General features: G+C 71.3%; 21 protein-coding genes and 1 pseudogene. 12 read left to right on the forward strand and 10 right to left on the reverse strand.

Going from position 1 to position 25,158, the window contains the following annotated elements; all coding sequences use genetic code 11:
* Positions 1–24: 24 nt before the first annotated feature.
* The 4 genes from ABFX55_RS26705 to ABFX55_RS26720 form a co-directional block, all read right to left on the reverse strand.
* Complete coding sequence (locus tag ABFX55_RS26705; protein ID WP_346125389.1) at positions 25–1,704, reverse strand: carbohydrate-binding protein; 1,680 nt, start codon at positions 1,702–1,704, stop codon at positions 25–27.
* On the reverse strand, positions 1,701–3,260 hold the full coding sequence (locus ABFX55_RS26710; protein ID WP_346125391.1) for a chitinase: 1,560 nt from the start codon (positions 3,258–3,260) through the stop codon (positions 1,701–1,703). Before ABFX55_RS26710 ends, ABFX55_RS26705 begins: the two co-directional genes overlap by 4 nt.
* 336 nt (positions 3,261–3,596) lie before the next feature.
* Positions 3,597–5,423 (reverse strand): M14 family metallopeptidase, encoded by a 1,827-nt coding sequence (locus ABFX55_RS26715; RefSeq protein WP_346125393.1) that lies wholly within the window; start codon positions 5,421–5,423, stop codon positions 3,597–3,599.
* 75 nt (positions 5,424–5,498) lie between these two features.
* Positions 5,499–6,170, reverse strand: a complete 672-nt coding sequence (locus ABFX55_RS26720) for a nitroreductase family protein (RefSeq protein WP_346125395.1) — start codon at positions 6,168–6,170, stop codon at positions 5,499–5,501.
* 93 nt (positions 6,171–6,263) lie between these two features.
* Here ABFX55_RS26720 and ABFX55_RS26725 point away from each other — a divergent pair, with 93 nt between their 5' ends.
* Entirely contained in the window at positions 6,264–6,740 is a 477-nt protein-coding gene (locus tag ABFX55_RS26725; protein WP_346125397.1) for an Lrp/AsnC family transcriptional regulator, read from the forward strand.
* A 153-nt stretch (positions 6,741–6,893) separates the two neighbouring features.
* Here ABFX55_RS26725 and ABFX55_RS49980 read toward each other — a convergent pair whose 3' ends face one another.
* On the reverse strand, positions 6,894–7,922 hold the full coding sequence (locus ABFX55_RS49980) for a glycoside hydrolase family 5 protein (RefSeq protein WP_379479237.1): 1,029 nt from the start codon (positions 7,920–7,922) through the stop codon (positions 6,894–6,896).
* Between the two features lie 12 nt (positions 7,923–7,934).
* Positions 7,935–8,960: pseudogene (locus ABFX55_RS49985) on the reverse strand (CBM35 domain-containing protein); the annotation flags it as partial.
* 292 nt (positions 8,961–9,252) lie between these two features.
* Here ABFX55_RS49985 and ABFX55_RS26735 point away from each other — a divergent pair.
* Positions 9,253–10,290 carry an amidohydrolase family protein gene (locus ABFX55_RS26735; protein WP_346131253.1) on the forward strand — a complete coding sequence of 346 codons (1,038 nt, stop codon included), beginning with the start codon at positions 9,253–9,255 and terminating at the stop codon, positions 10,288–10,290.
* On the opposite strand, the gene ABFX55_RS26740 is transcribed toward ABFX55_RS26735, so the two are convergent.
* The gene (locus ABFX55_RS26740) at positions 10,287–10,775 is read right to left on the reverse strand and encodes a MarR family winged helix-turn-helix transcriptional regulator (RefSeq protein WP_346125400.1); all 489 of its coding nucleotides are present in this window, start codon (positions 10,773–10,775) and stop codon (positions 10,287–10,289) included. The two genes, ABFX55_RS26735 and ABFX55_RS26740, sit on opposite strands and share 4 nt — an antisense overlap.
* Before the next feature lie 103 nt (positions 10,776–10,878).
* Between ABFX55_RS26740 and leuE the strand changes: the two genes are divergently transcribed.
* Entirely contained in the window at positions 10,879–12,777 is a 1,899-nt protein-coding gene (leuE, locus tag ABFX55_RS26745) for a leucine efflux protein LeuE (RefSeq protein ID WP_346125402.1), read from the forward strand.
* A gap of 9 nt (positions 12,778–12,786) precedes the next feature.
* Here leuE and ABFX55_RS26750 read toward each other — a convergent pair whose 3' ends face one another.
* Positions 12,787–13,248 (reverse strand): hypothetical protein, encoded by a 462-nt coding sequence (locus ABFX55_RS26750; RefSeq protein ID WP_346125404.1) that lies wholly within the window; start codon positions 13,246–13,248, stop codon positions 12,787–12,789.
* A 215-nt stretch (positions 13,249–13,463) separates the two neighbouring features.
* Here ABFX55_RS26750 and ABFX55_RS26755 point away from each other — a divergent pair, with 215 nt between their 5' ends.
* Positions 13,464–14,096: a VC0807 family protein gene (locus ABFX55_RS26755; RefSeq protein ID WP_346125406.1), complete on the forward strand. Its 633-nt coding sequence runs from the start codon at positions 13,464–13,466 to the stop codon at positions 14,094–14,096.
* On the opposite strand, the gene ABFX55_RS26760 is transcribed toward ABFX55_RS26755, so the two are convergent.
* Both ABFX55_RS26760 and ABFX55_RS26765 read right to left on the reverse strand, forming a co-directional pair.
* On the reverse strand, positions 14,007–14,990 hold the full coding sequence (locus ABFX55_RS26760) for a hypothetical protein (RefSeq protein WP_346125407.1): 984 nt from the start codon (positions 14,988–14,990) through the stop codon (positions 14,007–14,009). The two genes, ABFX55_RS26755 and ABFX55_RS26760, sit on opposite strands and share 90 nt — an antisense overlap.
* A gap of 35 nt (positions 14,991–15,025) precedes the next feature.
* Positions 15,026–16,201, reverse strand: coding sequence for a sensor histidine kinase (locus tag ABFX55_RS26765; protein ID WP_346125409.1), 1,176 nt, complete (start codon positions 16,199–16,201; stop codon positions 15,026–15,028).
* Between the two features lie 345 nt (positions 16,202–16,546).
* On the opposite strand from ABFX55_RS26765, the gene ABFX55_RS26770 reads away from it, so the two are divergent.
* From ABFX55_RS26770 to ABFX55_RS26805, 8 genes are all read left to right on the forward strand, one after another.
* Entirely contained in the window at positions 16,547–17,179 is a 633-nt protein-coding gene (locus tag ABFX55_RS26770) for a DedA family protein (protein ID WP_346125411.1), read from the forward strand.
* A 78-nt stretch (positions 17,180–17,257) separates the two neighbouring features.
* Positions 17,258–18,061, forward strand: a complete 804-nt coding sequence (locus tag ABFX55_RS26775) for a DMT family transporter (protein WP_346125412.1) — start codon at positions 17,258–17,260, stop codon at positions 18,059–18,061.
* A gap of 39 nt (positions 18,062–18,100) precedes the next feature.
* Positions 18,101–19,315 carry a glycosyltransferase gene (locus tag ABFX55_RS26780; RefSeq protein WP_379479230.1) on the forward strand — a complete coding sequence of 405 codons (1,215 nt, stop codon included), beginning with the start codon at positions 18,101–18,103 and terminating at the stop codon, positions 19,313–19,315.
* A complete protein-coding gene (locus ABFX55_RS26785) occupies positions 19,312–19,977 on the forward strand; it encodes a DUF998 domain-containing protein (RefSeq protein WP_346125414.1) in 666 nt (221 codons plus the stop codon). The genes ABFX55_RS26780 and ABFX55_RS26785 overlap by 4 nt, the downstream gene beginning before the upstream one ends.
* Before the next feature lie 43 nt (positions 19,978–20,020).
* Positions 20,021–20,719, forward strand: a complete 699-nt coding sequence (locus ABFX55_RS26790) for an ArsR/SmtB family transcription factor (RefSeq protein WP_346125416.1) — start codon at positions 20,021–20,023, stop codon at positions 20,717–20,719.
* Between the two features lie 21 nt (positions 20,720–20,740).
* A complete protein-coding gene (locus ABFX55_RS26795) occupies positions 20,741–21,484 on the forward strand; it encodes a cytochrome P450 family protein (RefSeq protein WP_346125418.1) in 744 nt (247 codons plus the stop codon).
* Positions 21,481–22,218: an isocitrate lyase/PEP mutase family protein gene (locus ABFX55_RS26800; RefSeq protein ID WP_346125420.1), complete on the forward strand. Its 738-nt coding sequence runs from the start codon at positions 21,481–21,483 to the stop codon at positions 22,216–22,218. Before ABFX55_RS26795 ends, ABFX55_RS26800 begins: the two co-directional genes overlap by 4 nt.
* Before the next feature lie 8 nt (positions 22,219–22,226).
* Positions 22,227–25,133, forward strand: a complete 2,907-nt coding sequence (locus tag ABFX55_RS26805; protein ID WP_346125421.1) for an AfsR/SARP family transcriptional regulator — start codon at positions 22,227–22,229, stop codon at positions 25,131–25,133.
* Positions 25,134–25,158: the final 25 nt, after the last annotated feature.

The following is a 25,158-nucleotide window of genomic DNA, read 5'->3' on the forward strand; positions in this document are numbered from 1 at the left end:
CGGTCCCTCCCCCGGCGAGCGGGATCAGAACCCTGCGGTGATCCTGGTGAACTCCCACTCGGTCTGCGCGATGCCGCTGCAGTGGGAGACCACGCCGCCGCCCGGGCAGGGACGGTCACGGTTGACCGCCCAGTACGCCAGCCTGGTCAGCCCCTTGGACTTGGCCCAGTCGGTGATCTGGGTCCAGGTCGCCGGGGTGGTGAGCTCCTGCTGGTCGGACAGGCCGTTCATGCCGGAGATGCCCATCTTGGCGTAGGCCTGGGCGTCGCTCCAGCCGAAGGCGTTCTTCAGCGCGTTCTTCAGCCCCTCCGAGGCGTTGACGGTGTCGTTGTAGATGTTGGAGCCGCCGAAGTCGAACGGCATGATCGTGTAGTTGTCGATCGGCACCGCGAGCTCCTTGGAGCGGTTGATCAGGCGGATGCCGTGGGCGTTCGGGCCCGTCGTGGTGGTGCCGAAGGTGACGACCACCTTGACGTTCGGGTTGTTGGACTTGACGATCTTCAGGCCGTTCAGGATGCGGTCCTGCACGGTGTAGTTCTCGAACTCGTCGCTGTTCTCGATGTCGAAGTCGACGACGGCGGGGCCGACGGCGTTGATGACCTGCTGGACGGCGCCGGCGAAGGCCTCGGGAGAGGAGCAGTTCGGGCCGAGCTTGTTGCCCGACCAGCCGCCGAAGGAGATCTGGACGCTGCCGCCCTTCGACTTGATCGTGGAGATGGCCTGGGCGTCGGCGCCGCCGGTCAGCGGGCGGTTGCCGTCCCACGCGGGGTTGCAGCCGCCGCCGGACAGGATGAAGGCCATGGTGAAGGACTTCACGCCGGTGGCGTCCATGACGGTGCCGGGGTTGGGCGGGCTGCCCCAGCCCATGTAGAGGTACGGCGCGCCCGGCATGCGCGCGCCGGTCGGGCAGCCGGTCGTGGAGCCGGTGACGGAGGCGCTGGAGGCCGACTCGCCCGCGGAGTTGTAGGCCCTGACGGTGTAGGTGTGCGAGGTGCAGACGCCGAGGCCTGAGACCGTGGCCGAGGCGCCCGTGACCTGAGCGCGCTGGGTCGAGCCCTCGTAGACGCGGTAGCCGGTGACGGTGCCGCTCGACGCGCCCCACGACAGCGAGATCGAGCTGTTGGTGGCGCCTGTGACGCTCGGCGCGCCCGGCTGCCCGGGCGCGCCCGTGCCGCCCGAGGTGGAGGCGGTGACGGCGTTGCTCGCGGCCGACAGGTTGCCGGCCGCGTCGCGGGCGCGGACGGTGTAGGTGTGGCTCGTGCCCGACGCAAGACCGGTGTCGGTGTGGGTGGTGCCGGTGACGGTGGTCACCAGCGTCGAGCCCCTGTAGACGTTGTAGCCGGTGACGCCGACGTTGTCGGTGGAGGCGTTCCACGCCAGCGCGATGCTGCTGGACGTGCTGCCCGTGGAGCGCAGGTTGCCGGGCACCGAGGGCGCGGTGGTGTCGCCGCCGCCGCCCGAGACCGTCTTCCACAGCGCGGGCACGTTGGAAGGCTCCCAGCCCGGCTGCGAGGTGTGCGCCTGGATGCACTCGTAGTCGACGCCGTTGTGGGTGACGCGGGTGCCGATCGCATAGGACGTCCAGGCCTGCCACGCGGGGTAGGCGGCCACCGTGACGCTGTGCGCGGCGGCGGGGGTGGTCGTGGCCAGGCCCGTGCCCGCGAGGGCGAAGGCGGCCAGTAAGGCGAGCGTGATGCGTCTCATGGCATTCCCTGGAGGTGCGGCTTGACGGTCTTGGAGAAGTTCCAGTTGTGGCTGGCGTCCCAGTTGATGGACCAGGTCATCGCGCCCCTGATGTCGGGGTATGCGCGGGGCGGGACGAAGCTTCCGCAGCTCGTGCGCTTGGCCAGGCAGTCGAGCGCCTGGTTGACCAGGGCGGGCGAGACGACGCCGCCGCCTGCCGCGCCGGCTCCCGCGGGCAGGCCGAGGGCGACCTGGTCGGGGCGCAGGCCGTTCTCGAGCTGGATGCAGGCCAGCGCGACCATGAAGTTGACGGTGCCCTGGGAGTAGGCCGCGTTCTGGTCGCAGCCGAGCATCGAGCCCGAGTTGTAGAACTGCGTGTGGACGACGGTGAGGATGTCCTTGATGGACAGGGCGAGCTTGAAGTACTCCGCGCTGGTCGACTGCATGTCGATGGTCTGCGGCGCCATCGTGATGATCAGCCCCGAGCCCGCCTTGGCGCGCAGCGACCGCAGCGCCTGGGCCATGTAGGTGGCGTTGAGCCCGTTCTCCAGGTCGATGTCGACGCCGTCGAAGCCGTAGCTCTGCATCAGGGCGTGGACGGAGTCGGCGAACTTCGTGGCCGCCGCCGCACTGGCGACCTGGACGCGTCCCGCCTCTCCGCCGACCGACAGGATGACCTTCTTGCCGCGCTGGTGCAGGGCGGCGACGTCGGCCTTGAACTGGGCGTCGGTATAGCCGCCCACCGCGGTGGCCAGGCCCTGGTCGACGCCGAAGACGACCTCGCCAGGGGTCGAGGTGGCCTCGCCGAAGGCGATCGCGACCAAGTCGTACTCGGCGGGCACGGCCGAGAGCTTGAGCTCCACGGCGGGGTTGACGAAGTTGTGCCAGTAGCCGGTGAGGAAGTGCCTGGGCAGTGGGCCCGTGGTGCAGCCCGCGGTGGTGGCGGTGGCGTCGCGGCCTGCCGATTCGCCGACGGTGTTGTAGGCCTTGACGGTGTAGGTGTGGGTCTCGCACGCGCCGAGGCCGGAGATGGTGGCGCTCGTGGCGGTCACGGTGGTCTTGAGCGTCGAGCCCTCGTAGACGCGGTAGCCGGTGACGGTGCCGCCGGCCGTACCCCATGACAGGGAGACGGCGCCGGGGGTGGAGGTGGCGCTCACCGCGCCCGGCTGTCCCGGCACGCCGGGCTGGGGCTCGCCGCCTCCGCAGGAGGCGCCGTTGACGGTGCAGCCGGTGATGCCGGGGAAGTTGCCAGGGCTGCCGTTGAAGCCGAAGCTGGCGCTTGCGCCAGCCGCGAGCTGTCCTGCCCAGCTCGGAGGGGTGAAGGTGTAGTGCTGGCCGCTGCGGACCATGACGGCGTCCCACGCGGAGGGGATGGTGTGCCCTGCGGGCAGGTCGAACTGGACGTTCCAGCTGACGGGGGCGGCGGTGCCGTTGGTGACGGTCACCCTTCCCTCGAAGCCCGAGCCCCAGTCCGCGGCCTTGGTGAAGGTGGCGGTGAGGCCTGCGGCCTGTGCGGGCAGGGCGACCAGGGTGAGGGCGAGGGTGATCAGGGCGACCACTGATGCGCGTAATCTCACGCTGTTCCTTCTTTTCGGGGGGTGCGCTCCCTTTGCAGGGGCTGTCAGAGTGAGTCAGGCGGGGGTGCGCCGCCTTCACGCGCCCATGGCGGTGAGACTCGCGGCGCAGGGTGCTCCCTCGACCGGACCGGCCGAGGGACGACGTGTCTTCGCAGGTCGGACGTTGGTCATGATTTCTTTTAGGAAAGTTTCCTAAGAGTTGTCGCGATCGTAGCCTTGACACCGACCCCTTACAAGACCCAAAAAACCCGCCCCTCCCGGTCCGCGAAGAGACCTGGAGAGGCGGGTCGTGGGTGGAGCGCAGGGGCCGGGGTCGCCGGCTCCCGGCGCCCCCTGTCAGGGTTGGTGGGTGATCTTGACGTCGTCGACGGCGGCCTCGACCAGTGAGGCGGTGGAGGCGTCCGCCGCGTCGATGACAATCCTCACCGTCTGCCCCGCGTGCGAGCTCAGGTTCGCCGTCGCCACCGTCCACGAGCCGTTCCTGTTGGAGGCGGCCCCCTGCTGGTTGACGACGGTGCTCGTGGTGGATCCGACGACCCGCACCCTGAAGTAGTCGGCGCTGGAGGAGTTCGAGCCGTGCGCCAGATACCACGACAGCGACAGGTTGAGGGTGCCCGAGGCCGGCAGAGTGATCGGCGGGGACTGGATGGTGGTGACGCCGCCGTCGATGTCGTACGCGCCGGCGGAGGAGCCCGCGAGGCGTCCGGTCACCAGGTCGTTGACGCCGCTGACCGTGGTGCCGAGCTGCTTGGTCCCCGAGGAGGTGGTGGCGGCGGGGTCGCCCCGCTCCCACTGGCCGAGCGTGGCGGTGTCGGTGCCACCCGGGTTGACGGTCCAGCCGGTGGCGGTCTCGAAGGTGTCGGAGTAGACGGTGGTCCCTCCGCCGGTCCCGCAGTACTGCGCCTCCTTGCCGATGATGCGGTAGACGCAGTCGGAGTACTCGAGGAAGCGGAGCACGGCCTCCTTGTTGCGGGTGGTCTGCGGGACGATCTGCTCGTCCGGCGGGTAGAAGCCTGGGCTGGAGCCCGTCGGGTACATCTCGAACGTGAAGCTGAAGATCTTGTGGACGCCCCACAGCCAGTCGTCGATGGTGCCGTCGGTGATGTAGAGGTCGCTGGCCTGTTCGGGGGTGTACCCGTTGGTGGAGGCCATGTTCTGGCCGAGGGTGGCGTGGGCGTCCCTGTCGTCCTGGGTCAGGCCTGGCGCGGTGTCGTTGAAGGTGTAGCCGTACGGCCAGAGGATCAGCTCGCTGTAGGTGTGCCAGTCGATGTGCGACTTGATCTGCTGCACGCCGCCGACGACGCGGCCGCGCACCCAGTCGGCCACGGCCTTGACCTCGGGGGCCGACTCTGCCGATGGACCGCGGTAGGTGTCACTGGAGGGAGTGCCTGAGGAGCCGCCGCAGCAGCCCCAGTTGTAGCCCCAGTTGCGGTTCATGTCGGTGCCGACGGCGGAGGAGCCCGCGTTGGGCTGGCGGTTCTTGCGCCACGAGCGGTAGGAGCCCGTGGCGATGTCGTACTCTCCGCCGTCGGGGTTGAGGTCCGGCATGATCCAGATCTCGCGCGTGTTGACGAGGTTGGTGATGCGGGCGTCGCTGCCGTAGCCCTCGGCGAGCAGGTGCATGATGTACAGCGCCATCTCGACCGTGAGGTGCTCGCGGGCGTGCTGGTGGGCGGTGAAGAGCACCTCGGGCTCGGCCTCGTCGGAGCCGACGTTGTCACTGATCTTGACGCCGATCAGCTGCCTGCCCTCGTAGGAGTTGCCGTAGACGAACTTGCTGGCGATCGCGGGGTAGGCGGCCACCAACGCGTTCACGTTCGCGGTCATCTCCGCGTAGTTGTGGTAGCCGGAGTCCGATGGCGGGAAGTCAAGAGTCCTCGCATCGGACGGGGGTAACGGGGACGGCAGCTCCACGACGCGGTAGCCGAGCCGTTTGATCGCGGCGACCTCGTCCGTGGTGGCGGTGACCACCACGGAGTCGGACGCCACCTCGTCGATCGCCGCGCCGGTGGCGGCGACGGCGCTGCGCTGCCTGGCGTCTGCGGGTCCCTGCACCTTGTACTGCTTGTTGCGCGGCGGTTCGGCGGACGCGCCCGCCCCTGTCATGCCGGTCAGGCAGATCAGGGCCAGGACGGAGAGCAGGACGACTAATCGGCTTTTCACCTTCAGCCTCCTCGGGCTTGACGAGCGTCTGCACTGAGAGTGGAGAAGGATGAACAACCGTAATAGGCCCAAATTTCAGAAATCCACCAGAGCCTCGCTCAGGGGCTTCCTCGTCAGGTCGGGGACCTCCGCGCCGGGGGCCGCGTAGCCGACGGGGAAGAGGATGTAGGGCCGCTCGTTGCCAGGCCGGGAGCAGATCTCGCTGAGGAAGGCCATGGGGTTGGGGGTGTGCGTGAGCGTCGACAGGCCCATCGTGTGCAGCGCGGTGATGAACAGCCCGCACGCGATGCCCACGCTCTCGTTGACGTAGTAGTGCTTGACCCTGCCGCCGTCGGGGCGCAGGCCGTATTTCTCCGCGAAGCACACCACGATCCACGGGACCACCTCGAGGTAGCCCTTGTCGGAGGTGGTCTCCAGCGGGGCCAGCGCCTGCCGCCACTCGGGGGTCAGCCGCCCTCCCTCGTAGTTCTGGCGCTCCTCCTCCTCGGCCGCCAGCCTGATCCGCCGCCTGGTCGCGGCGTCGCCGATCAGCACGAACTTCCACGGCTGCTGGTGCGCGCCGGAGGGCGCGGTGTTGGCCGCCATGACGGCCAGCTCCACGCATTCGCGCGGCACGGGCTCGTCGCTGAAGAAGCGGACGCTGCGCCGCCTGTCGACGTGCTCGAAGAACTCCCTGCCTCTGCGGATCATGTCCGCCTCGTCGTAACGGTCGGGCGCGTAGGGGACGAACGGATACGTGTGCTCCATGGAACCCGCAGTCTCGGCACACCTGGCGATCGTGACAACACCGGCGTGGCTATCCTGACGAACTGACAGTCGAAGCCACTTTCGGGAGGCGAATTGCCAGCACGCCGCAAGGGACTGGACGCGCTCGACCTCGAGATCCTGCGCCTGGTGCGCGAGCGCCCTCGCACCGGCCTGCTGGAGATCGCCCGCCTGCTCGGCGTCGCGCGCGGCACCGTGCAGGCCAGGCTCGACCGGATGAGCGCCGACGGCGTGATCACCGGCTTCGGCCCCGTGCTCTCCCCCGCCGCGCTGGGCTACCCGGTGCAGGCGTTCGCCACCCTGGAGGTGGAGCAGGCCTCCCGCGAGCACATCTCCGCCGCCCTGCACGCCATCCCCGAGCTGCTCGAGGCCCACATCGTCACCGGTCAGGGCGACGTGTGGTGCCGCCTGGCCGGCCGCGACAACGAGCACATCCAGCGGGTGATCGACGGCATGCTGACCATCCCCGGCGTACGGCGCAGCACGACCGTCATCACGCTGTCCGAGGTCGTCGCCCACCGGGTGCACCCGCTGGCGGAGCTGCGCGGGTAGGCGGGACGGGCGACCGGCGGACCGCCCCTGCGAGCCGGCAGCCCGGCAGACGGCCGGCCCCCAGGAGACGGGTTCCCGCGGAGGCGGGTTCACGGGACGCGAGCGAGCCCGCGCGGTCGTCCGGGCCGCGCGGGCTGCCTCACACGTCTCCTGTCAGTCGGCGCGGACGCGGTCGCGGATCCAGACGCCGGCCGGCTTGAGCCGCGAGGTGCCGGCGAAGGGGCCGTTCGGGCAGGTGCCGGTGGTGAAGACGGCGCCCGAGCGGAAGTCGTCGGAGTAGTTCCAGTTCACCCAGCTGATCTTCTTCTGCGCCATCAGGTCGATGTACTGCTGCGACCTGGTGAAGTTGTTCGGCCCGTCACCCGTGGCCTCCTGGGTGCCGAACTCGGTGACGAAGACCGGGATCCTGTCGGCCGCCCGCGACAGCGTGTTCAGGTAGTCGCTGCCGTGGGAGGCGGCGTAGAAGTGGAAGGTGTACATGATGTTGGTCGCGTTGACCGGGTTGGCGACGACCTCGTTCTCGTCGGACCCCTCGGAGACGCCCAGCGACGACCAGGCGCGGGTGCCGACGAGGATCGGGGTGTCGGGGTCGTTCTGCCTGATCACCGGGATGAGCTGGTGGGCGTAGTTCCTGATCGTGGACCACGAGACGCCGCTCGGCTCGTTGGCGATCTCGTACAGCAGGTTGTTCTTGCCGTTGTGCCGCTGGGCGATCTCGGCGAAGAACGTCTTGGCCCTGCTGAGGTTGTACATCGGGTCGCCGGGGTCGAGCATGTGCCAGTCGACGATGGCGTACATGCCGCGCGCGGTGGCCATCTCGATCAGGTTGTGGACCCTGTCGGTGAACTGCCGGGGGTTGCTCTCGTAGCCGCCGTCCTGGATGTACATCGAGACCCGGAGGATGTCGGACTTCCAGTCGGTGGCCAGCGCGTCGAGTGAGGCGGTGTTGAGGCACTGGGAGTACCACTGCAGGCCGTGCGTGCTCATGCCGCGCAGCTGGATCTGCTCGCCGCGCTCATTGCACAGCCGTACGCCGCAGACCTTGAGCTGGCCGTTGGCCTGCACCGGGGTGCCGGTGCCGCCCGCCTGGGTGGTGGCCGTGACGGAGGCGCTCCTGTCGGACTCGTTGTCCGAGGGGTCGCGCGCGGTCACGGTGTAGGTGTGGGTCGAGGAGGGGGCCAGGCCGGTGATCGTGGCCGAGGTGCCGCTCACGGTGGCCTTCAGCGACGTGCCCTCGTAGACCCGGTAGTCCTTGATCGTGCCGCTGTTGTCCGTCGAGGCGTTCCAGGCCAGGGAGATGGAGCTGGAGGTGGTGGCGGTGGATCGCAGCCCGCCTGGCGCCGTCGGCTTCTCGGTGTCGGAGGGGCCTCCCGCCGAGACCGTCAGGCGGTCGAGGTTGGGCCCGCCGTTCGCGGTGGTGGCGGTGGCGCGGACGGTGTTGGGGCCCGCCCTCAGCGCCGCGTTGACCGTGGTCTCGGCCCAGGTGCTCCACGCGCCGGTGCCGGGGAAGTCGCGGTTCACGCTCGTGCCGTTGACCGCGACGGCAAGGGGCCTGTTGACGGTCGTGCCGTTGGCGTAGCGGAAGGTCAGCGCCGCGTTCCCCGCGGCGGCGGCGTCGACGGTGAACTCGACGTAGGAGCCCTCGACGTTGGCGTAGTCCACGAAGCCGCTGCCGGTGTAGCCGGCGTGCTTGGTGTCGACGATGCCCTGCGAGATCACCGCGTTCTCCGCCTGGTACTCACTGGCGGGGGCGGCCACGTCGACCTCGGCGTAGTCGAGGTTCGGCCCGCCGCCCGCGGTGGTGGCGGTGGCGCGGATGGTGTTGGCGCCCGCGTTGACCGGTGCGGTGATCGTGGTGGAGGCCCAGGTGGACCAGGCTCCCGTGCCGGGGAAGTCACGGGTGACGCTCGTGCCGTTGACCGCGATGGTCATCGGCCTGTTGGTCGTCGTGCCGTTGGCGTAGCGAAGGACGATCGAGGCGGTCCCCGCCGACGGCGCGTTCACGGCGAACTCGACGTAGCCGCCTGCGACGTTGTCGTAGTTGACGAAGCCTGTCCCGCTGTACCCCGCGTGGTTGGACTCGACCGTTCCCTGGGAGACGGCGGCGTTCTCCGCTTCGTGTCGGGTGGGCGCCTGCGCCATGGCGGGGGTCATGGCGGGAACCGCTAAGGCGGTGGTGAGGACGGCGGTCAGGGCGAGGAAACGAATGGGTCGGAGCATCGCCTCTCCGGTTTATTAGGAAAGTTAACTAACGAACAATCGGAGGATAGGTCCGACACCTGGCCGACACAAGGCCCAAAAGTCGGGAGTCAGTCCTTTGACGTCAGATAGTTTGATATCTTACTATCAGGGCGCATGCGTACCGTGATTCGAAACGTCCGCGTCTTCGACGGCGTCCTGACCGTCCCCCCCCACCGAGGTCCTGATCGAGGACGACAGGCTCGCCGCCTACGACGGCGGCCGCGCCGACCTCGAGATCGACGGCACCGGAGCGACCCTGCTGCCCGGCCTGATCGACGCCCACACCCACACCTTCGACGGCGACCTCGCCCAGGCGCTGAGGTTCGGGGTGACGACCGAGCTCGACATGTTCTGCCTGCCGGGGAACCTGGCCCGTCAGCGCCGCCTGGCCGCCGAGCGCGACGACGTGGCCGACCTGCGCAGCTCGGGGATCCTCGCCACCGCGCCCGGCGGGCATCCCAGCCAGATCATGGAGGCGACCTCGGGACAGGACCTCGGCGACGCGGTCGGGGCGTTCGACACGGTGGCCGACGCTGGACAGGCCAAGGCGTTCGTCGAGGCGCGGCTGGCCGAGGGCGCCGACTACCTCAAGATCGTGATCGACAGCGGGCACGTGTCGGGCCTCGACCTGCCCGTCCTCGCCCCCGACGTGGTCGCCGCCCTCGTCGAGGCCGGGCACGCCGCCGGGCTCATGGCCGTCGCGCACGCGGTCACCACCGAGGACGCCGTCGTCGCACTGGACGCGGGCGTCGACGGCCTGGCCCACCTCGTCACCGATCCGCTCCCCGAGGAGGTCGCCGCCAGGATCGCCGCCCAGGACGTGTTCGTGGTCAGCACGCTCACCTACTTCGAGGCGGTCACCGGCGACCCGAGCGGCGCCGAGCTGGTGCGCGACGGGCGCATCGGCTCGCTGCTTCCCGCCCAGGCCATGGCGGCCCTCGACCGTGATCCGAGCGTCGTGCCCGTCCACCCCGACGGGGTTCGCAACGCCGTACAGGCGGCCGCGACGCTGCACGGGGCAGGGGTGGCGCTGCTCGCGGGCACCGACGCCAACCCGTGGGCGCCGTTGCACGGCGCCAGCATGCACCGCGAGGTGCTGCTGCTGACGGAGGCCGGGCTGAGCCCCGCCGAGGCGCTCGCGGCCGCCACCAGCGTGCCCGCCCGCAGGTTCGGGCTGGCCGATCGCGGCAGGATCGCGCCCGGCTTCCGCGCCGACCTGCTGCTGGTCGAGGGCGACCCGACCACCGACATCACCGCCACCCGCGCCATCAGGGAGATCTGGCGCCGAGGGGTACGGCAGGCGCGCTAGCGCGCCAGCATGCCGCGCAGGACGGTGTCGAGCGTGGCCGCCTCCTGCTCGGTCAGGCGGGCGGCCAGCGTGGCCAGGTTGGCCGCGTGCTCGGTGAGGGTGGCGTCGATGACCTCGCGCCCCTCCTGCGTCAGCGCGACGCGGAAGCTGCGGCGGTCGGCGGGGTCGAGGCTGCGCTCCACCAGCCCCGCCGCCTCCAGCCTGTCGATGCGGTTGGTCATGCCCGCCCGCGACATCATCAGCACGTCGGACAGCTCGGAGGGGATCAGCGTGTACGGCGGGCCCGACCTGCGCAGCGCCGCCAGCACGTCGAACTCTCCAGGGCGCAGGCCGTGCCGCCTGAAGACCTGCTCCACGGCCGACTCGACGAGCCGTGACGCCTGGGCCAGCCTGCTGAAGACCCCCATCGCCGACAGGTCGAGATCGGGCCGCTCCCGCCGCCACTGCTCGAGGATGACGTCGATCGGGTCCTGCTCGCTGTTCATGCTCAGACCTTAGGGGACCGGAGGCGGCCGCCCAGGATTCGTCGGATCTCACCGGGCGGCTCCGCTGGTGGACGCGGAGTGAGATTCGTGGTGAATTCAGGCAATGACGGTACAAGGCGCCTGCGACCCTCGATTCGCCACGGTCGCCGAGGAGTTCGAGCGCAACCTCACCGAGCGCGGCGAGGTGGGCGCGTCGGTCTGCGTCGTCGTCGACGGGGAGACGGTCGTCGACCTCTGGGGTGGCGACGCTGCCCCCGGCCTCCCCTGGCTGCACGACACCATCGGCCACGTCTGGTCGTGCACCAAGGGGGCCACCGCGCTGTGCGCGCACATGCTCGCCGCCCGAGGAGAGCTCGACCTCGACGCGCCGGTCGTGCGCCACTGGCCCGAGTACGGCGCCCGCGGCAAGGACGGCACGCTGGTGCGGCACCTGCTGACCCACCAGGCGGGGCTGCCCGCCCTGCGCGAGCCGCTGCCGAGCGGGGCGTTCTACGACTGGAAGCTGATGGCCGACAGGCTCGCGGGCGAGGAGCCGTTCTGGGAGCCCGGCACCAGGCACGGCTACCACGCTCTCACCTTCGGGTTCCTGGTCGGGGAGGTCGTGCGCAGGGTGAGCGGCCGCTCGCTCGGCGCCTTCTTCCGCGAGGAGGTGGCCGAGCCGCTCGACCTCGACTTCTGGCTGGGGCTGCCCGAGGAGCAGGAGGGACGCGTCGCGCCGACGATCCCCGCCGAGCCTCCCGCGCGGCTGCCCAGCTTCTACGCCGCGGCGTTCGCCGACCCGGACTCGATTCCCGCCCTGGTGCTGGGCAACGACGGCGGGTACATGAAGGCCCCCGGCGAGTCCGACACCAGGACCGCGCACGCGGCGGAGTTCGGGGCGGTCGGGGCCATCACCAACGCCCGGGGTCTGGCCGGGATGTACCGGCCGCTGTCGCTCGGCGGGGGGCGAGCTGGTCGGCGAGGAGCAGCTGGCGATCATGTCGCCCGCGCAGTCCGCCTCCTCCGTGGACGCGGTGCTGCTCGTGCCGACCAGGTTCTCGCTCGGCTTCATGAAGGCCGTCGACAACCGGCACCTGCCCGCCGCCGACAGCGAGGGGGCGCTGCTGACCGAGACGGCGTTCGGCCACGCGGGCATGGGCGGCTCGGTCGGCTTCTGCGACCCGCCCGCCCGCCTGGCCTTCGGCTACACGATGAACCGCCAGGGCACCGGCCTCGGCATCAACCCGAGGGGACAGGCGCTGGTGGACGCCGTCTACCGGTCGCTCGGCCACCGGCGGGCGCGCGGCGGCCTGTGGTACCGCCCGACCTGACATGTCCGTCAAAAGGGCACGCTAATGTGAAAGGCATGTTCTTCGGGGTGACCGACATCTGGACGTACATGGTCGGTGCGTTCTTCATCATCCTGCTGCCCGGCCCCAACTCGCTCTACGTGCTGGCGCTCGCCGCCCAGCGAGGCGTGCGCCAGGGCTATCGGGCGGCGGCGGGCGTGTTCGTCGGCGACACGATCCTCATGGTGCTGGCCTCCGCCGGCGCCGCGTCGCTGCTGCGCTCGGCCCCGCTGGTGTTCATGATCGTCAAGGTCGCGGGCGCCGCCTACCTGGGGTGGATCGGCTTCCAGATGATCAGGGGAGCGTGGAGAGCCTGGCGCTCCCCCTCCACCGCGCAGGCCCCTGCCAGCGCCCTGGTGAGCGAGCGTGACGTGCGCCCCTTCACCAAGGCCCTGACGATCAGCCTGCTCAACCCGAAGGCGATCCTGTTCTTCGTCTCCTACTTCATCCTGTTCGTGGACCCCTCCTACGCGACCCCCGCCGTGTCGTTCCTCATCCTCGGCGCGATCATCCAGGTCTTCAGCGCGCTCTACCTGTCGGCGCTGATCTTCGGGGGCAACTTCCTCGCCGGGCAGTTCAGGTCCAGGCGCAGGCTGTCGGCCACGCTCACCGCGGGCGTCGGCGCCCTCTTCCTCGGATTCGGGGCCAAGCTCGCCACCGCGGGCCTGGGCTGATCCCGCCCTCTACGCGGGGGCGACGCGCTCGGCCCTGAGCAGCTCCACGATGAGCCAGAGCCGCACGGCGAGCCCCACGAACGCCAGCGGCCAGGCCCCCGCGAACGCCGCCAGCCACCCGCATCCCGCCGCGGCCACCGTCGCCCAGCGCAGCAGGCCGAACACCTTCGCGGTGCGGGGGTCCGGATGGGAGACCATGATCCCCGTCGCGATCATCCACACCGCCAGGACCTCCGCGAGGCCGAGCATCAGGGTCAGTGAGGACGGCAGCGGCATGAGCTCCGTCACTGAGACGACGGCGGCCGCCACCACCGCCACCCTGGCTCCGTGGAACGCCGGATGCCCCACCCGTCCGAGCGCCGCCACGACGACGACCCACCCGATCACGTCCATGAGCAGGTCGAACCCGTTTAATCGGAGGTCGATGGCGACGATCAGCAGTCCGAGCGCGACGGACTTGTAAGGACGCATGTCACGGATCATGACATTCGTCCTGGACAAGATCAACAAGTGCTGAGTGTGCACAATCTGACGGTGGCACTCGGAGGGCTCAGGTACGGTAAGCCACCGGCGCGCCCCTCGCGTGCCGGGGTAACCGTGCCGTCACCCCGGTGGCAGCGTCCGCCGATGCCTGGTCCAGCGAAGCCTGGGTAGACGCTGAACGCCGGCCGACCTACGGAGCAGAGTTGAGTCATCCCCCTGTCGTGCTGCCCCGCCTGACCGCCATGGCCAAGCAGGCGGCCCCCCGCCTGCTCGAAGGCGTCGTCGCGCCGCTGGCCGTCTTCTACACCGCCCTCATGATCCTGGGCGAGACGGGCGCGCTGATCGCGGCGGTGTCGTGGGTCTACCTCGGGGTGGGATGGCGGCTCGTCAGAAGGGTCAGGGTGCCCGCGACGATGTTCCTCGCCGCGGTGGCGATCACCGCCCGCACCCTGATCGCGCTGGTCACCGGCAACAACGCCGTCTTCTTCCTCACGCCCGAGTTCGGCACGATCTGCATCAGCATGATCTTCCTCGCCTCGGTCAGGCTGAACGCGCCCATGGTCCAGAAGCTCACGCTCGACTACATCCACCTGCCGCAGGCGGTGCTCAGGCACGAGCGGATGCGCAGGTTCTTCGCCAGGATCACCCTGCTGTGGGCCTTCGTGCTGCTGGCCAACTCCACGGTGAGCATCCTGCTCTACATCCACGAGTCGGCGATGATCGGCGTCTACATGCTGCTGCGCACCTCAGCGGTGGCCGCTATCAGCGGTCTCGCGATCGCCTTCTCGCTGTGGGCCTTCAAGCGGGTCCTTCGCCGCCTGCACACCCCCGCCTGACTTCTCGATCAGCAGGAACGCGCCCGCCATCCCCATCACCAGCCCGGTCAGGAGCGAGAACAGGTCCACGAGGTCGGTGGCGACCATCGGGACGTTCGCGCGCAGCGGCCCCGCGGTCACGAGGACGATCATCTTGTAGAGGCCCCAGCCGAACAGCGAGCCGCTGCCCAGCCAGCTCAGCGCCACCGCCCAGGGCGCGTGGCCGCGTAGCAGGTACAGATAGGCGAGCGCGGCCCCGATCGCCACCGCACCGCTGAAGGCCAGCGCGACACCACTCGCCGCGGTCTTCGCCGCCACCACCGCCGGGTCGAGGCCGGCCGTGCCGCCGAGTGCCCAGTAGAGGTTCGCGCCGCCGACGACCATGGTGACCAGCAGGCTGCCGCGCCCCACGACGTGCTGGAACGGCACGGCGGTCCGCCTGCCGCCCGAGACGAAGATCCACGGCCAGCGGTCGCGGGCGTAGAGCACGAAGGCGACGATCAGCCCGAGTCCCTGCAGCGAGAAGCCGCCGTAGACGGCCAGGTACACCCAGGCGGCGAGGAAGTCCTCGCCGAAGGCCCCTGGCCCTTCCAGCAGCAGCGTGGCCGGCAGGCTCACCAGGATCTGCGACAGCAGCCCGATGCCCACCCAGATCGGCAGGAGCACCAGCCAGGCGGGCAGGCGCATCCCCCACCGCATCGTGAAGGCCAGCGCGAGCAGGAGGCCGACCAGGTCCATGCCGAAGGTCATGGCGTTGAGCCCGACCATCGTGGCGGAGTCCATGAGGGACGGAGCCGTCACGCCGACCATGTCGCCGGTCAGCCAAAGGATCTTGATCGTCAGGTAGGGCAGGATGGCGGCCATCGCGACCACCGCGGCGGTGATCCGGCCGATGCCGGCTCGGGGAACGTCCATGCTCCCGAACCTGCCTGGTCCGCGCCGCCGCTCCCTCACGCCCCGAGGGGATCCTCCTCCCCCTGGAGGGGGAGAACGACGAGCTCGAAGCCGTCGTCCACGGGCCCGGCCGTCATCGTGCCGCCCGCCAGCCGTACGCGCTCGCGCAGGCCGGTGAGGCCCATGCCGCCGGGAAGCGCGGTGGGCCTGCCGCGGGCGGGGCCGTTGCGCACCCAGATCCTCGCGGGCGAGACCGAGACGCGCACCCACGCGCCGGGCGCGTGCTTGGCTGCGTTGGTCAGCCCTTCCTGGACCGCGCGGTAGGCCAGCGAGGGCACGGACCCCTCCGCCACCTCCAGCGAGACCTCCATGCCGGAGTCGCGGGCGCGTTCCACCAGGTCGGTGACGTCGGAGGCGACCGGTACGAGGGGGGCGGGGTCGATGTCGTCGCGCAGCAGCCCGACGATCTCGCGTAGCCGCTCGGTCGCCTCCGAGGCGGCCACCCGCAGCTCGCCCGCGGCCTTCGCCTGCGCGGGAGCGAGCCCTGGAGCGATCTCGAGGCCCGCCGCCCGCACCGCGATCAGAGCCAGGTCATGACCGAGGGAGTCGTGCATGTCGTGCGCGATGCGGGTGCGCTCGCGCAGCCTGGCCTGCGCGGCCACCGACAGCTGGGTCCGCTCGCGCTGCTGGAGCAGCAGCCGCCTGAGCGTGCCCAGCAGGTACGGCACGACGTAGCAGCCGATGAGACCGCTCACCATGGTCACCCAGTAGCGCAGGAGGCCACCCTGGGCCAGCACGACGCCCGAGCCGATGACGGCCGCCGCGCCGAACAGAGCCGTCGCGGGCCAGGTCCTCGAGGCGCGCAGGCCCGTCCGGTAGGCATACCAGACCACGGCGAGCGTGGTCACCGTCAGCGGGAAGATCTTCACGCTGACCAACGACAACGGCCACAGCTGGTCGGTCGTGGCGACGCCGCCGGTGAAGTCCCATGTGGTGGTGGCCAGGCCCTCGCCGAAGTCCCACGGGCCGAGCGGCAGCAGGATCACCGACGCGGCCAGCGGCCACGCCCTGCCCACCAGGACGGCCAGCCCGAGCAGCAGCACGCGCCCACCGGTCACGACCGCGAACACTCCTGGCTCGGCGAAAGGGTCGGGGCCGGCCGCCGCGGCAAGAACGGACAGCCCGAGCCAGGCGAGGACGTCGTAGAGGACCTGGCGAGGTGTGCGGCGCATGCCCGAAACGTTAGCCGGAGAGGTCGGCCGCCACCCCTGCCGAAAGTAAGGGGTACGGCCTGGCCCACCGCGAAAGGTGGTGCCAGGCCTACCGCCGATCTCCATCCTCGCCCCAGTGTGTCCGGGCTCCGCCCCAGGTTGGATCGACGTACCTGACGAAAGTAGGGGGTCGCGGGTGCCGTTCGTCCGATGTGCCGCCGAGTGGCCGATCCCTAGGTTCGAGGAGCTGGATCCCTGACTTTTCCAGGGGACGGCAAGGGTGCGGGCAAGGGGCCATCCCCGATGCCGCACGCACCTCCCGCCGCCACTCTGGGAGAACTCCTCCACAGACCGGAGCGCAATCCCATGTCTCACGCCATTCTCGACCTGCTCAACCAGGTGATGTCGTCACCGTGGTTGTATCCCGCGCTGTTCGCGCTGGCGTTGCTCGACGGGTTCTTCCCCATCGTCCCCGCCGAGACGTCAGTGATCACCGCGGGCGTCTTCGCGGCCTCGACGGGCGAGCCGGCCCTCTGGCTGGTGATGGTCGTCGCCGCGCTCGGGGCGTTCGCAGGTGACCACATCTCCTACGCCATCGGCGGCAAGGCCGGCGAGCGGCTGCGCGGCAAGAAGACCTACGCCTGGGCGCAGCAGGCGCTCGCCGAGCGCGGCGGGCTGCTGCTCGTCGTGGCGCGCTACATCCCTGGCGGCAGGACGGCGGCGACCCTGACCATGGGTGCCGTCCGCTATCCGCGCAGGTCGTTCGCCTTCTTCGACGCGATCGCGGCGGGCTCCTGGGCGGTCTACTCCGCGCTGATCGGCTTCTTCGGCGGCATGGCCTTCGAGAACGACCCGATCAGGGGCCTGCTGCTCGGCCTGGGCATCGCCGTGTCCATCACGGTGCTCGTCGAGGTCGTCCGCTGGGTGCGCAAGAGGCGCTCACAGGGTTCTCACAGAGCGCTCGTCGCGGCCGCACAGGGCGCGCAAGGAGACTCCTGACTGTTCGCCCCCCGTGCCCCTGGGTGTCCATGAACGGACACCTCCATATGGCTTCATCCAGGTGAAAGGAGAGCGTCCATGACTGTGCTGGCCGCGGCGGTAGCCCTGTTCGGCTCGTTGTTCTTCGCACTCGGCGCCGCTCTCCAGCAGTTCGAGGCGGCGGACTCGGCCAAGCCCGGCCTGCTTGCCCTGCTGAGGAAGCCCCGCTGGCTGATCGGCGGGGTGTCCATCACCGTGGGCGGCGGGCTGCACATCGTCGCGCTCGGCCTCGGCCCGCTGACCGTCGTCCAGCCCATGGGCGTGGCCAGCCTGCTGTTCGCCCTGCCGATCGCCGCCGGCCTGCACGGACGCAGGCCCTCCCGCAGGGAGCTGGCCGCGGCTGCGACCGTCGCCATCGGGCTGATCGGCCTGGTCCTGCTCGTGCCCGCCCACGACGGCCCCACCTACCTCAGCTCCAACGGCGCGGCCACGCTGCTCGCCGTCGCCGGCATCGCGGCGGTCCTGCTGTGGGCAGGGGCGAAGGTGGCCTCGCCCGCCGGGCGGGCGGCGCTGCTGGCCACCAGCGCGGGCGTGCTGTACGGCGCCACCGCGACCCTCATGCGCGTCCTCGTCGACGGCGCGTGGAACTGGTGGTACCTGCTGGCGCTGCCGGTTCCCGCCCTGCTCGCCCTCGTGCTCCTGCAGCGCGCCTACGCCGTCGGCCACTTCGGCGTGTCGTTCGCCTCGCTGCAGATCGCCGACCCCCTGACCGCTGTCGCCTTCGGCGCCCTCCTGCTCGGCGAGCCCCTCCCCCAGGGCATCGCCCCGATCGCCGCCGCCGCCCTCACCGCCGTGGGCACGGTGGCGCTCGCCCGCACCACCCCGCTCGAAGCACGTACCTAGCTGAACCACTTTCCTGGCTCAACCACGTAGGAGTCCCCCATGGCCATGCCGCTCATCTCACCCCAGGCCTCCCGCCCGACCCTCGTGCCGGTGCCGACCAGGCCCCGCCGCGTGCTGATCTCGACCGACACCTACCCGCCCGACGTGAACGGCGCCGCCGTCTTCACCCACCGCCTGGCCACGGGCCTGGCCGAGCGCGGCAACGACGTCCACGTGATCTGCCAGTCGGAGGACGGCCCCGCCAAGGCCACGGTGGAGGACGGTGTGATCGTGCACCGGTTGCGCTCGGCTCCGCTGCTGGTCCACCCGACGATGCGGGTGACGGTGCCCGCCAGGCTCGACCGCCTGGTGAACGCGATCCAGCCCGACGTGCTGCACACCCAGGGGCACTTCGTCGTCGGCAGGGCCGCGATGGCCGCGGCGCGAAGGAACGGCGTGCCGATCGTGGCCACCAACCACTTCATGCCCGACAACCTCTTCCAGTTCGCGCACATCCCGGCGAAGCTCAGGGAGAAGGCGGGCAGGCTGGCCTGGCGCGACTTCAGCCGCGTCTTCTCCCACGCCAACCACATCACCACCCCCACGCCGCTGGCCGCCGGTCTGCTGTCCGAGCAGGGATTCGAGCGCGAGGTGGAGGCGGTCTCCTGCGGGATCGACCTGACCAGGTTCCACCCTCGCTCGGAGCCGAAGGCCTGGGCCCGCAAGGCGTTCGGGCTGCCCGACCGCGAGACGGTGCTGTTCGTGGGCCGCCTCGACGAGGAGAAGCGGCTGGACGAGCTGGTGCGGGCGCTGCCGTACATCGTGAACGAGACCGACGCCCAGGTCGCGCTGGTGGGCAAGGGCAACCAGCGGGAGCCGCTGGAGCGGCTGGCCAGGAGGATCGGCGTCGGCGACCGGGTGTTCTTCCTCGGGTTCGTGCCCGACGAGGCGATGCCGCAGGCGTTCGCGGCGGCCGACGCGTTCGCCATGCCCGGCATCGCCGAGCTGCAGAGCATCGCGACGCTGGAGGCCATGGCCAGCGGCCTGCCCGTCGTCGCGGCCAACGCGATGGCGCTGCCGCACCTGGTCGAGGAGAACGGCTTCCTGTACGAGCCTGGCGACGTGATCGAGCTGGCCCGGCACCTGACCGCGCTGCTGACCGACACGGGCCTGCGCGACAGGGCGGGCAAGGCCAGCCGCGAGCTGGCGCTCACCCACGACCACCAGGCCTCGCTGGCCCGTTTCGAGGAGATCTACGCCGAGGTCGGCCGATGATCCTGCTGGCTCCCCTGATGGCCGCGCTCGTGTGCGCCGCCGCGCTGACCTACGCGCATCTGGCGCTGCCCCAGCAGACCCTCATCAGCGACTACGCGCTCGTGCCCGGCGGGGTGGCGCCCGTCATGATCGGCACGCTGGCGCTGGCCGCGGGCTGTGTCTTCCTCGCCTACGGCCTGACCGTACGCGAGCCGGGACGCACCGCCGCGACCAGGCTGCTGCTGATCGCGGCGGTGGGCGGGCTCATGCTGAGCGCGCTGTTCCCCACCGATCCAGGCCCTGCCACCTCCCTGTCGGGCGAGGTGCACCGATGGGCCGCGGCCGTGGTGTTCACCTCGCTTCCCGTCGCCGGCTGGACGCTGGCCAGAGGCAGGGCCCCGCTCCCCCGATGGAACCTGGTCAGGTCGCTCGTCGTCACCGCCGTCGTCACGCTGGCCGTCTACCTCGCCGCGCACCCCGCGGCCCTCACCTCGCCGTTCATCGGCGGAGAGGCCTACTACGGCCTGCTGGAGCGGGCGGTGGTCATGGCCGACGTCGCCCTGGTGGTCGCGATGGGTCTGGCCGCCTCCCTCGACAACCGCCTTCCCACGCAGATCCCTGTGATGACGCGCGAGAGCCACCCAGCGCCCGCCGCGCCCGCCGACCGGGCCAAGGCGGCCTGACGGTTCGGCGCAGGCCGAACCGTCAGGGCCCTAACGTGGAGACATGTCAGCACAAGGCCTCGCCTCCTTCGCCGCGCTGCTCGCCGACCCGACCAGGGCGGCGTTCTGCCTGGCCCTGCTCGACGGCCGGGCCTGGACCGCGGGCGAGCTCGCGAGGACCGCGGGGGTCGCGGCCTCCACCGCCAGCGAGCACCTCAGCAAGATGGTCGAAGGCGGCCTGCTCGCCGAGGAACGGCAGGGCAGGCACCGCTACGTCCGGTTGCGCGACGCGGCCACCGCGCAGCTGGTCGAGGATCTGGCCGCGCGGGTCAGCCCCTCCGCCGCCACGCACACGACCCTGAGGGCCGCCAGCGCGGCCAGTGCCCTGGCCAGGGCGCGCACCTGCTACGACCACCTCGCGGGACGCCTCGGCGTCTCCGTCACCGACGCCCTTCTCTCCCACGGCCTGCTCGACCCCGGTTTCTCGCTGAGCGCGCCGGGCGCGGCATGGTTCGAGAAGCTCGGCATCGCGCTGACGGCCAGCCGTACGCGGCCGATGGCCAGGCCGTGCCTCGACTGGACCGAGCGCCGTCCCCACCTGGCCGGTACGGCCGGCGCCGCGCTGTGCCGCCACGCCCTCGAGGCGGGCTGGGTCACCAGGATCGGCGGCCAGCGGGCGCTCAAGGTGACCGACTCGGGCCTGAGCAGCCTCGCCCTGTTGCTGGACATTCCCTCCGACACGCTTCGGCCGTCGCCGAACTGACCAGGACCTAACGTCGTTGCCATGCGCATCACCGACCACGCGGCGGCCCGTGCCGTCCTGTCCGATCCTTCGTGCGTCCCGCCGCCCGTGCCCTCAGGCGCTCCCTTCGGCACGCTGGCCTGGCTGCGCTCGCAGGTCTCCCGCTTCGCCTCCGGCGCCGAGCACGCCGAGCGCCGCGCCCTGGTGGAGGAGTGCCTGGCCGCTCTCGACCCCTCGGCCCTGCGCTCGGCCGCCGCGACCCGCGCGGCGCGCGGAGCCGAGATCATGGAGATCCCCGCCGGGGTCCTGGGCGAGGCGCTCGGGATCGACGACACCGGCGCGCTCGTCCGCGCCGTCGACGCGGCGGCCACCGGCTATCTCTCGGGCGACGGCACCCCCGAGGCGGACGCCGCGGTCGCGACCCTGCTCGGCCTCGTCGGCCCCGCCGGGGACCTGCCGCGCGCCGTCGCCCGGATCACCGTCCTGCTGCAGGCCCACGGCGCCACCACCGGCCTCCTGCGCAACGCCGTCGCCCGTCTCGCCGGCGAGAGCGCTCCTACCACCGCCGGACGGCTGCTGCTGGAGACCCTTCGCCGTGACCCGCCGCTGCTGGTCACCAAGCGGGTCGACGCCCACGGCACGCCGATCGAGATCGACCTCGTGGCCGCGAACGACGGGCACGACGAGCACCTGACCTTCGGTCACGGCGTGCGCCCCTGTCCAGGAGCCGAGCACGCCATGGCCATCGCCACAGGCGTCCTAGAAACGAACATGGAGTTGCGATGACCTTCCACGACCTGCACAGGCCCGGCGACCCGCTCCTGCTGCCCAACGCATGGGACTACGGCTCGGCCTCGCTGCTCGCCTCCCGCGGCTACCCCGCCATCGGCACCACCAGCCTCGGGGTGGCCGCCGTCCACGGCAAGCCCGACGCGGCCGCCGCCACCAGGGCGGAGACCCTCGACCTCGTCCTGCTCGTGAAGGACCTGCCCGCCTACCTCACCGTCGACGTCGAGAACGGCTTCAGCGACGACCCCGCCGCCGTCGCCGACCTGGTCGACCTGCTCGCGGGACTGGGCGTGGCGGGGATCAACCTCGAAGACGGCAGGGCCGACGGCACGCTGCGCCCTGTCGGCGAGCAGACCCGCATCCTGGAGGCCGTCGCGGGCAGGGGCGTGTTCGTCAACGCGCGCACCGACACCCACTGGCTCGGCACGGGCGAGTCCGCCACCGAGCGGATCCGCGCCTACGCCGACGCGGGCGCCGACGGCGTCTTCGTCCCGGGCGTGGCCGACCTGGCGGAGATCGCGGAGCTGGCGCGCGCCACCGCGCTGCCGCTCAACGTCCTCTACAGCCACAGCCACAGCGTCGAGGAGCTCGCGGGCGCGGGCGTGGCCAGGGTCAGCACCGGCTCGCTGCTCTACAGGGCCGCGCTCCAGGGCGCCCTCGCCGTCCTGGAGAAGGATGCGGCGATGCCCGCCTATGCGGAGATCGTCGGGCTGCTGCCGGAACCACGATAATCGCCACCATGCGTGTCGACATCCTCGGTCCCGTCCGGGTCCTCGACGGGGAAGGGCGTCCCGTCGCGCTCGGCGGGCCACGGGTGCGAGCGCTGCTGGTCCTGCTGGCGGCCGAGGCCGGCAGGGTCATCACCCAGGAGCAGCTGATCGACGGCCTCTACGGGGCCGATCCGCCCGAGGGGGCGGCCAACGCGCTGCAGTCGCAGGTCTCCAGGTTGCGCCGAGCCCTCGGCAGACAGCTGGTGGAGTTCCATCCTGCGGGCTACCGCCTGGCGATCGACCCGCAGGACGTCGACGCGCACCGCTTCGAGCGGCTGGCCGCCGAAGGTCGCGAGACGCTGCGCGCGGGCGATCCCGCGCGGGCGACTGGCTCGCTCAGGCAGGCGCTCGGGCTGTGGCGCGGCGCGGCACTGGCCGACGCGCCGCTCGCACGGGCGGCCGCCACCCGCCTCGCCGAGCTCAGGCTCGCCGCCACCGAGGACAGGACACAGGCCGAGCTGGAGCTCGGCGCGCACCGCGAGCTGGTCGGCGAGCTGCGCGCGCTGGTCGCGGCCCATCCGCTGCGCGAGCGGCTGAGAGTGCAGCTGATGCGCGCCCTCTACGGCAGCGGCCGCCAGGCCGAGGCCCTGGCCACCTACGAGGAGGGTCGCAGGCTCCTCGACGAGGAGCTCGGCGTCGAACCCGGAGCCGAGCTGGCTGCCACCCACCTCGCCGTGCTGCGCGCCGACCCTTCACTCGACCCCGCGCCCCGCACCGGCGCCGAGCCGTCCAGGCAGGGCCTGCGCGCCCCGCTCACCAGCTTCGTCGGCAGGACAGAAGACCTCGGACGGGTGCGCAGGCTGCTGGAGGAGGCCAGGCTGGTCACCCTGATCGGGCCTGGAGGGGCGGGCAAGTCGAGGCTGGCAGCCGAGGCGGCCGCGCCGGCGCCGCTCGACGTCTGCTTCGTCGAGCTCGCCCCGCTCACCGACGGCGCCGACGTCGCCCAGGCGGTGGTCGACGCCCTCGACCTGCGCGACACGATGCTGCCCAGCCCCGACCGCCCGGCCACCAACCCCGCCGCGAGGCTGGTCACCGCGCTGGCCGACCGCACGCTCCTGCTCATCCTCGACAACTGCGAGCACCTCATCGGCGCGGCCGCCGCCCTGGCCGACCGGCTGCTGGCGGCCTGCCCGCACCTTCGGCTGATGGCCACCAGCCGTGAGGCGCTCGGCATCACCGGCGAGGCGATCTACCCCGTGCAACCGCTGCGGCTGCCGCCTCCCGGCGCGACCGACGCGCCGGGCTACCCGGCGGTCAGGCTCTTCGCCGACCGCGCGGCGGCCGTGCTGCCGGGCTTCACGGTCGAGGAGGGCGTCCTCGACCACGTGATCCACATCTGCAGGGCGCTCGACGGGCTGCCGCTGGCGATCGAGCTGGCCGCCGCCAGGCTGCGGGCCATGCCGGTGAGGGAGGTGGCCGCCCGGCTCGACGACAGGTTCAGGTTGCTGGCGCGCGGCAGCCGTACGGCCCTGCCACGCCACCAGACGCTGCGCGCGGTGGTCGCGTGGAGCTGGGACCTGCTCGACGAGGACGAGCAGGCGATGGCCAGGCGGCTGACGGTGTTCGCGGGAGGAGCGACCCTCGAGGCGGCCGAGCGGGTCTGCGGCCTGCCCGAGGAGCTGCTCACCTCGCTGGTGGAGAAGTCGCTGGTCGAGGTGGTGGGCGGGCGCTACCGCATGCTGGAGACGATCAGGGCCTTCTGCGCCGAACGGCTCTCGGAGGCGGGTGAGGTAGAGACGTACCGGCGGGCGCACGCCGCCTACTACGGCGACCTGGCCGACGCCGCCGATCCGCACCTGCGCCAGGCCGAGCAGCTGGAGTGGCTGGCGATGCTCGACAAGGAGCGCGACAACCTCAACGCGGCGCTGCGCTGGGCGGTGGACGAGGGCGCGGCGGCCGACGGGCTGCGGCTGGTCGGCGCGCTGTCCTGCTACTGGTGGATCAGGGGCAGGCGGGCGGAGAGCGCGGCCATGGCCGCCGAGCTGCTGGCCGTGGTCGGCCCCGAGCCCGAGGAGGGGCTCGAGGAGGAGTACGCCATGTGCGTGCTCGCGTCGGCGTGGGCCGAGCAGCGGCAGCCCGCCGATCTCGGGCCGCTGATGTACGACGGGTCCAGGGCCTTTCGCAGGGAGTTCCTCAACGTGATGCTCCCGATGTTCCAGGGTCCCCCCGACGACTACGACATGATCGCGACCATGCAGGCCGCCGCGATCGACCAGCTGAGCCCGTGGCTGCGGGGTCTCAGCCATGCGGGGCTCGCCTTCATGCAGCAGAACCTCGGCAGGCACCGGCAGGCATGGGCCCACTTCGAGCAGTCACTCGACCACTTCCGCCGGCTCGGCGAGCGGTGGGGCAGCACGATCGCCCTGTCGGGCATGGCCGACCTCGCCTACCAGCAGGGCGACTACCCCGCCTCGGCCGAGCTGCTCGGCCGGACACTGTCACTGGCCGAGCAGCTGGGCGCGGTCGAGGACATCGCCGACTACAGCTGCCGCATGGCCGACAGCGTCGTGCGGATGGGCGACCTGGCCGAGGCCGAGCGGCAGTACCTGCGCGTGGTCGAGCTGGCGGGGCGCTCGGGCGCGCGCGAGACCCTGGCCAGGGCCCATCTGGGCCTCGGCGAGGTGGCCAGGCGGCGCGGCGACGCGGCCGTGGCCATGGCGCTCATGAGGCAGGCCCTGGCCGAGTGCCCCTCCGACTGGTACAGCGCGGAGGACACCCGGCTGCAGATCATGCTGGGCCTGGCCGCCGCCGAGCTGCTGGCAGGTGACCGCGAAGCGGCCCGCGACTGGTACACCCGCGTCCTGGCGAGCACCGAGGGCGTCAACCTGCCCCTGCACGCACGCGCGCAGGAGGGGCTGTCAGCGCTTGGTGAGTGAACGGTCAGCGCCACTCGCCACGCTG

Origin of the sequence: Nonomuraea roseola, from assembly GCF_039535395.1 — a bacterium.
GTDB lineage: Bacteria > Actinomycetota > Actinomycetes > Streptosporangiales > Streptosporangiaceae > Nonomuraea > Nonomuraea roseola.